Source organism: Dorea sp. YH-dor226 (assembly GCF_039832105.1).
Lineage (GTDB): Bacteria > Bacillota > Clostridia > Lachnospirales > Lachnospiraceae > Dorea_A.
The window spans coordinates 187,215-194,486 of sequence record NZ_JBDOHS010000005.1 but is presented as its reverse complement, the minus strand read 5'-3'; the positions used below and the strand labels follow the sequence as shown (position 1 = coordinate 194,486).

The 7,272-nt window shown below is 44.5% G+C and carries 7 protein-coding genes; 6 read left to right on the top strand and 1 reads right to left on the bottom strand.

Annotated features, from left to right (window positions below; genetic code table 11):
- The first annotated feature begins 235 nt into the window (after nucleotides 1-235).
- From ABE547_RS06620 to ABE547_RS06595, 6 genes are read left to right on the top strand one after another with little or no spacing between them, the layout of a single operon-like run.
- Entirely contained in the window at nucleotides 236-1,522 is a 1,287-nt protein-coding gene (locus ABE547_RS06620) for a homoserine dehydrogenase (protein ID WP_347378023.1), read from the top strand.
- A gap of 18 nt (nucleotides 1,523-1,540) precedes the next feature.
- Nucleotides 1,541-2,932, top strand: coding sequence for an MATE family efflux transporter (locus tag ABE547_RS06615; RefSeq protein WP_347378022.1), 1,392 nt, complete (start codon nucleotides 1,541-1,543; stop codon nucleotides 2,930-2,932).
- A 44-nt stretch (nucleotides 2,933-2,976) separates the two neighbouring features.
- On the top strand, nucleotides 2,977-3,408 hold the full coding sequence (locus ABE547_RS06610) for a MarR family transcriptional regulator (RefSeq protein ID WP_347378021.1): 432 nt from the start codon (nucleotides 2,977-2,979) through the stop codon (nucleotides 3,406-3,408).
- A 44-nt stretch (nucleotides 3,409-3,452) separates the two neighbouring features.
- The gene (thyA, locus tag ABE547_RS06605; protein WP_347378020.1) at nucleotides 3,453-4,301 is read left to right on the top strand and encodes a thymidylate synthase; all 849 of its coding nucleotides are present in this window, start codon (nucleotides 3,453-3,455) and stop codon (nucleotides 4,299-4,301) included.
- A gap of 32 nt (nucleotides 4,302-4,333) precedes the next feature.
- Complete coding sequence (locus tag ABE547_RS06600) at nucleotides 4,334-4,822, top strand: dihydrofolate reductase (RefSeq protein ID WP_347378019.1); 489 nt, start codon at nucleotides 4,334-4,336, stop codon at nucleotides 4,820-4,822.
- Between the two features lie 5 nt (nucleotides 4,823-4,827).
- A complete protein-coding gene (locus ABE547_RS06595; RefSeq protein WP_347378018.1) occupies nucleotides 4,828-6,027 on the top strand; it encodes a glycosyltransferase family 4 protein in 1,200 nt (399 codons plus the stop codon).
- Nucleotides 6,028-6,156: 129 nt separating this feature from the next.
- On the opposite strand, the gene glgD is transcribed toward ABE547_RS06595, so the two are convergent.
- Nucleotides 6,157-7,272 (bottom strand): glucose-1-phosphate adenylyltransferase subunit GlgD, encoded by a 1,116-nt coding sequence (gene glgD, locus ABE547_RS06590; RefSeq protein ID WP_347378017.1) that lies wholly within the window; start codon nucleotides 7,270-7,272, stop codon nucleotides 6,157-6,159.

Here is a 7,272-nt window from a genome sequence, read left to right as displayed (position 1 = left end):
AAAGAATGGCTACGGCATGACGTAATGCTGTAGAAAGAAGAATGTCGGAAAGCCGTGTGAGGGAGAACCTCATGCACGGTTTGATGAGGGGAGAGAGGGCAAAGCCCTCTAACCTACTCTACCAGGACTACCTGAAACAATTTATCGAGTTAACAATATGATTTGAAAAGAGCAGTCAGAATATGTTATACTTCTTTTTATGGACAGAATAGTAATTAAAGGATGTGAATCAGATATGAAAAATGAAAAGGTAGTGAAGGCGGCACTTTTAGGACTGGGTACTGTCGGAAGTGGTGTATATAAGCTGACCTGTCGCCAGGCAGACGAGATGGAGCGAAAGACCGGTGCGAAACTGGAGATTAAGAAGATACTTGTACATAACATGCAGAAAAAGAGAGAAGGAGTGGATCCGTCTCTTTTAACGGACTGTTGGGATGAGATCATACAGGATGAAGAGATTCAGATCGTGATAGAGGTCATGGGCGGAATTGAGCCTGCAAGGACAAGGATTCTGGAGGCTCTCAATGCGGGCAAGCATGTGATTACTGCCAATAAGGATCTGGTGGCGGAATATGGAAGAGAGTTGCTGGATGCAGCAGAAAAGCATGGTGTGGACTTTTTGTTTGAGGCGGCTGTTGCAGGTGGTATTCCGATTATTCGACCTCTGAAGCAGTGTCTGGCAGCAAATGAGATAGATGAAGTGATTGGTATTGTCAATGGTACGACCAATTACATCCTGACAAAGATGTTTGAAGAAGGCATGGATTTTGAAGAAGCACTTGCAAAAGCCACTGAGCTTGGATATGCCGAGGCAGATCCGACAGCAGACATAGAGGGTCTTGATGCGGGAAGAAAGGTAGCGATCATGGCTTCGATCGCATTTCATTCCAGAGTGACGTTTTCTGATGTATATACAGAGGGAATTACGAAGATTTCTGCAAGAGATATTTTTTACGCAAAAGAATTCGGAAATGTGATCAAGCTTCTGGGAACTGCGCATAATACGGAAGAGGGCATCGAGGTTGCGGTATATCCGATGATGATCGCGCAGGAGCACCCGCTGGCGTCTGTAAGAGATTCCTTTAATGCAGTATTTGTACATGGAGATGCGGTAGATGATGTCATGTTCTATGGAAGAGGCGCAGGAGAGTTCCCGACTGCAAGCGCAGTGATGGGAGATGTCATAGATGTGATCCGCGATATCCAGTATCATTGTACAGGAAGAATCAGCTGTACCTGCTATCGCAATACACCGATTAAATCGATGGATGAAGTGAGAAATAAATTCTTCCTCCGTATGCAGGTGGAAAACAAGCCGGGAGTACTTGCGGCAATTGCAAGTGTATTCGGAGAGCATAAAGTAAGTATTTCCAAGGTGATCCAGAAAATAGTTGCTGAAGATACAGCCGAACTTGCAATCGTAACAGACACTGTCAAGGAGTATCATATGAAGGATGCGCTGGAACATCTGAAAAAGCTTGATACCGTATGGGATATCTGCAGTGTGATCCGGGAGTATTAATGAATGAGAGTGTGAATTATGGAGGATATAGAGAAGAATCAGAATCCGCTTGCGACGGAGAAAGAGGGCCGGCTGATTGCGAAGTTTGCCATTCCTGCAATCATCAGTATGCTGGTCAGTTCTCTTTATAATATCGTAGATCAGATCTTTATCGGGCAGGGAGTCGGAATGCTGGGAAATGCTGCGACCAACATCGCATTTCCGATTTCGATCATCTGTACGGCAACGGCATTGCTGCTGGGGATCGGAAGTGCTTCCAACTATAATCTGGAGTCGGGAGCAGGAAGAAAGGAAGATGCCTGCAGAGTGATCGGAACAGGATTATCGATGCTGGTGATCTGTGGAACTATAATCGCAGTGTGTGTGCTGCTGTTTTTAAATCCGCTTCTTCAGCTGTTCGGGGTAACGGAAAATGTACTGCCCTATGCAAGGGATTATGCCGGGATCACAGCCTGGGGAATTCCGTTCCTGATATTGACAACCGGGGGCAATCATATGATCCGTGCGGACAGAAGTCCGACCTATTCTATGGTATGTATGCTTACCGGAGCAGTGATCAATACTATTCTGGATCCGACATTCATCTTTGTGTTCCACTGGGGCATTAAGGGTGCAGCATGGGCAACCGTGATCGGTCAGATCATATCCGGTGCGATGGTGATCGTGTATTTTCTGCGATTCAGGAAAATGGATCTGAAAAAGGAAATGTTAAGACCCAGGATGAAAAGATTTAAGATGATAGCGTCCCTTGGAATGGCATCCTGTATTAATCAGATTGCGATGGCGGTTGTGCAGATCACCATGAATAACACACTTCGTCATTATGGAGCTGTTTCCGCATATGGTGCCGATATTCCGCTGGCGTGCGTCGGAGTGATATCAAAGGTCAATATGGTCTTTATGGCGATTGCAATCGGAATCTCGCAGGGATGCCAGCCAATCTGGGGATTTAACTATGGAGCAGGACTGTATCACAGAGTCAGAAAGACGTATACGACAGCATTTCAGTATGCATTTCTGGTTGGAGTCGTGTTTTTCCTGGGATTTCAGTTTTTCCCGGAACAGATTGTCGGAATCTTCGGAACAGGAAGCAAGGAATATTTTCGGTTTGCATCAAGATATTTTCGGATTTTTATGTTTATGACGTTTCTGAACGGAATCCAGCCGATGTCCTCCGGATTCTTTACCTCGATCGGAAAGGCAAAACTGGGAATTGTGGTATCTCTGACAAGACAGGTATTCTTTCTGCTTCCGCTGATACTGATCTTTCCGGCTTTTATGGGAATCGATGGTGTCATGTATGCAGGACCGATCGCAGACGGTGCCGCGGCTGTAGTAGCGATCGGGTATGCGGTACGAGAACTGCGTATGATGAAAGGACTGGAAGAAAAATGCGATTGCGCGGGATAGATGAATATGCTAGAATAAACTGATTAATGGAAAGAAGGAGAGATATGAAAGAACGGCAGACACTGGGATTTATGTTTAAACAGATCAATAATGTGTATGAAAAAGATTTTAATAACCGGCTGAGAAAGCTTGGTATCACGGCTTCCCAGTGTGCAGTCCTTGATTATCTTTTCAACAGCAGCAAAGAAGAAGTGAATCAGAAGGACATTGAAAAGGCATTGTGCCTGAAGAATCCGACGGTCACAGGAATACTGAAAAGACTGGATGAAAAAGGATTTATTCTGATCGTTCCAAGTAACAAGGATAAAAGATGCAAGAATATCTATCCGACAGAGAAGGCTTATGATATCCAGAGACGTATGGAAGCCGACAGAAAGAAGATAGATAAGAATCTGACACTGGGAATGAACAGAAAAGAAAAAGAAGCCCTGGAAAAGATGCTGGAGAGAGTTCTGTATAATATCAGTGATCCATAAAGCTTCAGTTCACAGTCACATAGTAAAAAAGGAGAATGCGAAATATGAGTTATGCGGACAGAGTCTTTATTGACATGTGCAGAGATATTATTGATAACGGAACGGATACACAGGGGGAAAAGGTGCGTCCGGTCTGGGAAGACGGAACTTCGGCATATACGATCAAGAAATTCGGAGTGGTTAATCGATATGATCTGTCAAAAGAGTTTCCGGCACTGACGCTTCGGAAAACAGCGATCAAAAGCTGTACGGATGAACTGTTATGGATCTGGCAGCAGAAGTCCAATAATATTCATGATCTGCACAGCCATATCTGGGACAGCTGGGCGGATGAAGATGGTTCGATCGGAAAAGCCTATGGTTACCAGATGGGAGTAAAGCACCAATATAAAGAAGGAATGTTTGATCAGGTGGACAGGGTAATCTATGATCTGAAACATAACCCCTACAGCAGAAGGATCATGACGAATATCTATGTGCATCAGGATCTGCATGAGATGAATCTGTATCCATGTGCATACAGCATGACATTCAATGTTACGAAGAAGCCCGGTCATGAAAAACTGACATTGAACGGAATTCTGAATCAGCGTTCCAATGATGTGCTGGCCGCAAATAACTGGAATGTATGCCAGTATGCGGTGCTTCTTCACATGTTGGCACAGGTGTGTGATATGGAGGTCGGAGAGCTCGTTCACGTGATTGCAGATGCACATATCTATGACCGTCATGTTCCGCTGATAGAGGAACTGATCAGCAGAGAGCCGCTTCCGGCACCGGAGTTCTGGCTGAATCCGGACGTGAAGGATTTTTATGATTTTACCAGAGATGATGTGAAGCTGATCAATTATGTGACACATGAACAGATCAGAAATATACCGGTTGCAATCTAGCAGAAATCTTGCAGATACAGGAGGAGAGAAGGATGAATCTGATTGTTGCAGTAGATAAAAATTGGGCGATTGGAAAAGACAATAAATTACTGGTCAGTATTCCGCAGGATATGAAGTTTTTCCGGGAACAGACCAAAGGAAAAGTAGTTGCGATGGGAAGAAAGACACTGGAAAGCTTTCCGGGCGGTCAGCCGCTGAAGAACCGCATAAATATTGTACTGACCTCTGATCCTGAATATCACGTGAACGGAGTCGTTGTCGTTCATACGATAAAAGAGATGGTCGAGGAACTGAAAAAATATGAATCAGAGGATATTTTTGTGATCGGAGGCGAGAGTATCTACAGGCAGCTCCTTCCATATTGTCACAGGGCTTATGTGACAAGGATTGATCATGCATATGATGCAGATACCTATTTTCCGAATCTGGATGAAGATCCTCAGTGGAAGATGACAAAGATCAGTGATGAGCAGACATATTTTGACCTTGAATATGTATTTACGATATACGAAAGAGTGTAGAGAAGATGAAGATATTAAGTGTTACTGCGCAGAAACCCAACAGTACAGGAAGTGGAATCTATCTTACAGAGCTTGTAAAAGCGATGGACGAAGAAGGACATGAACAGGCAGTTGTCGCTGGTATCAATAGAGAAGATGCAATCGAATTGCCGGATAGAGTGGGATTCTATCCGGTTTATTTTGAACAGGAGGATCTTCCGTATCCGATCGTGGGAATGTCGGATGAGATGCCATATGTCAGTACCAGATACTGTGATCTGACCCCTGAGATGACGGAGCAGTTTAAAAATGCATTTGTAAATGTACTGAAAAAGGCGGTGGAAGAGCTGAATCCGGATGTGATCCTGTGTCATCATCTGTATCTTCTGACAGCGATTGTCCGGGAACATTTTCCGGGCCGGCGAGTTTATGGATTCTGCCACAATACAGATCTCAGGCAGATGCAGAAAAACAGTCTGGAAACAGAATACATCCGGACACAGATCTGTGCGCTGGACCGGGTATATGCGCTTCAACAGGCACAGAAGGTGAAGATTCTTGAGATCTATGGACTGGATCCTGCGAAGGTTCAGGTTGTGGGCACCGGCTATAACAGTGAGGTGTTTTGGACAGACGGACCCAAAAAGAGCAGTCTGGATGGGAAAATCCGGATTGCATATGCCGGTAAGATTGCAGGGAAGAAAGGCGTCATGAGTCTGATGAGAGCTCTGCGCCAGCTGCCGTACCGGGAAGAGGAACTGGAAGTTCTGCTTGCCGGGGGAGCCGGAAACCAGAAAGAATACCAGGAAATCGTAGAGTTGTCGAAGCTCTGTGCGTGTAAGGTGAAATTTCTTGGTAAGCTGACACAGCCGGAGCTTGCGAAAGTATACAATGCATGTGATATCTTTGTGCTGCCCTCATTTTTTGAGGGACTTCCGCTGACGGTGATTGAAGCACTGGCCTGTGGTGACCGGGTGGTCATGACGGAGCTTCCGGGAATCCGGGAATGGATGAAGGAAACAGTGCCCGGAGCGGATATCAGATATGTCCGGCTTCCGGAGATGAGAAATGCGGATGAACCGGTTTTGGAGGAACTTCCGGCATTTGAACAAAGACTCAAAGATGTACTGGAAGAGTGCATAGAAGCCGGAGAGACGAAATCTGCAGATGTGAGCAATATTTCGTGGAAAACAATCGCATGTGAGGTAGTAAGAGAAGGAATATAAGGTTCCTCAAAGAAATCATATATCTGCTTTGTACGCAGACGATAATCCGTATCAAGAATAAAAGGGCCGGTACAAAAGTGGCATCTGGTAAAAGCCACTTTTGTACCGGCCTGTTATTGTTAAAATAATTTACAGGACATCGTATCTTCTTACATAACCCGGTTTTTCCGGATCAGAGATCAGTTCTTTTGCATGTGTTACCTTTGCATTTTTATCAATGACCTGATTTTCAATATGCACATCCTCACCAATGAGAGCGCCAGGTAATACAACACTGTTCTTGATCACAGCGCCCTTTTTGATGATACAGCCACGTCCAACTACGGAATTCTCGATAGATCCTTCAATCAGACATCCGTTGGAAACGACAGAAGATTTTACGTCTGCGCTCTCAAAATACTGAGTCGGGCAGGAGTCGTTGGTTCTTGTGTAGATCGGCCAGTCAGGATCGAATAAAGCCTGAGCTGCTTTGAAATCGATCAGTGAAAGGTTGGCATCATAGTAGCTCTTGAAATCCGGAATCGCTGCAAAATATCCTCTGTGGGAAATACCGCGGATATCCAGATCTTCACAGGATGCACTGACGATATCTGCAAAAGTAAAGGCAGAAGATGTCTTTTTTGCTTTGTAGATCAGATCGATAAATAATTCTTTCTTCATAACATAGGTATCCATGAAGATGTTTTTATTTTTTGCATTTCCATGATTGGATTCGATGGACAATACACCTTTCTGGCGATTCAGATTCAGAGTATTACAGTTGATAAAGGATTCTTTTGCATTATCAACGGAATGGTATAATAATGTGATATCTGCTTCGGAATCGATATGAGCCTGAAGCAGCTTATTATAATCAGCGGTGTAGATCATATAGCTTGGTGCAATGACTACATACGGACTGCGTTCTTTCTCGATATATTCCATATTTTCGATGTAAGCGGCGATATCGTTATTATAGATACTTAAGTTCATTCCGAGATCAGAATACAGAATCCGGATACTTCCGCTCTTGGAGTTAATGTTGTAGTGGCGTCCGCTGCCGACATGAGCAGTCAGAGACTGCGGTTTTCTTCTGATATAGACCTGAATGTGGTCAATTCCACTGTTACTCATATTGGAGATCGGGAAGTCAATGACACGATAACGTCCCAGGAAGGAGAAGGCTCCTACCGGACGGTATTCCTGCATTCCTTCCACCTGTACATGATTTCCGGCGAAACTAACAATTCCGAATGCTTTTGCCAT

What these genes read in the sequence shown, in the direction of transcription:
- ABE547_RS06620 (WP_347378023.1), top strand. Translation starts at nt 236, where the DNA reads ATGAAAAATGAAAAGGTAGTGAAGGCGGCACTTTTAGGACTGGGTACT.
- ABE547_RS06615 (WP_347378022.1), top strand. Translation starts at nt 1,541, where the DNA reads ATGGAGGATATAGAGAAGAATCAGAATCCGCTTGCGACGGAGAAAGAG.
- ABE547_RS06610 (WP_347378021.1), top strand. Translation starts at nt 2,977, where the DNA reads ATGAAAGAACGGCAGACACTGGGATTTATGTTTAAACAGATCAATAAT.
- thyA (WP_347378020.1), top strand. Translation starts at nt 3,453, where the DNA reads ATGAGTTATGCGGACAGAGTCTTTATTGACATGTGCAGAGATATTATT.
- ABE547_RS06600 (WP_347378019.1), top strand. Translation starts at nt 4,334, where the DNA reads ATGAATCTGATTGTTGCAGTAGATAAAAATTGGGCGATTGGAAAAGAC.
- ABE547_RS06595 (WP_347378018.1), top strand. Translation starts at nt 4,828, where the DNA reads ATGAAGATATTAAGTGTTACTGCGCAGAAACCCAACAGTACAGGAAGT.
- glgD (WP_347378017.1), bottom strand. Translation starts at nt 7,272, where the DNA reads ATGGCAAAAGCATTCGGAATTGTTAGTTTCGCCGGAAATCATGTACAG.